This window comes from Pseudomonas sp. ABFPK, assembly GCF_001586765.1.
GTDB classification, from domain to species: domain Bacteria; phylum Pseudomonadota; class Gammaproteobacteria; order Pseudomonadales; family Pseudomonadaceae; genus Aquipseudomonas; species Aquipseudomonas asiatica.
Genome location: NZ_LQXW01000085.1, coordinates 1 through 710, shown reverse-complemented (window position 1 = coordinate 710; position 710 = coordinate 1). Strand labels below are relative to the sequence as shown.

Genomic DNA, 710 nt, shown 5'->3' with positions numbered 1-710 from the left:
CTTGAACCGCATGTTCCCGCTTCCGGCACCAGCGAACTGCTCTGGCTGAAATGGCTGCAGGACCCTGACAGCCCGCCCTACCGTGCCTTGCTGATGCGCGACCAGGCACTGCTGGCCGGGCTGCTGCCCAGTTTCTCCGCCACAGAAGCGATCAGCTGGAACGACAGCGACAAGCTCTACGGCATGCTGAGCAAGATCATCGCCAGCGATGACGCCGGCTTGCGCACGCGCAATACCCTCAAACAGGCCATTGCTGAAACGCAGGGTGCGCTCAATGCGGCCGGTCAGCGGCTGGCGCCATGTCTGTCGCCAGGTATTCAGAAGGCTGTGCGGCATTTGAACAGTGCCACGCAGTTCCTCTACAACGGCGTCCACCTGATCGAGCTGGAAGTGAAGATGAAGCTGGGCGAGTACTACGCCTTGCAGAGCGCCCACCTCCGGGAGTTGCAGCACAAGGCCAACGCGTCGATCGCCGAGGCGCGGGACCGGATGCACCGCAATATCGATGACTTCGAGTTTGGCTCGATGAAGGCCATGCGCAAGGTGCGGCCGATCATCCAGCACGGGCTGATGAGCCTGGCCGTGCTCGATCCACGGTTCACCAATTCGATGATCAGCGTGACGGTGTGGGTCGAGGGCAAGGCCGAGGAAGTGCATGGGCGGTTGTTCAAGGAGGCCAGCATGGGGGTAACCCAGGCGAGCAGCGCGGC

General features: G+C 62.4%; 1 pseudogene. It reads left to right on the top strand.

Annotated elements, in window-relative coordinates:
- Window positions 1-710: pseudogene (locus WM94_RS30995) on the top strand (hypothetical protein); the annotation flags it as partial.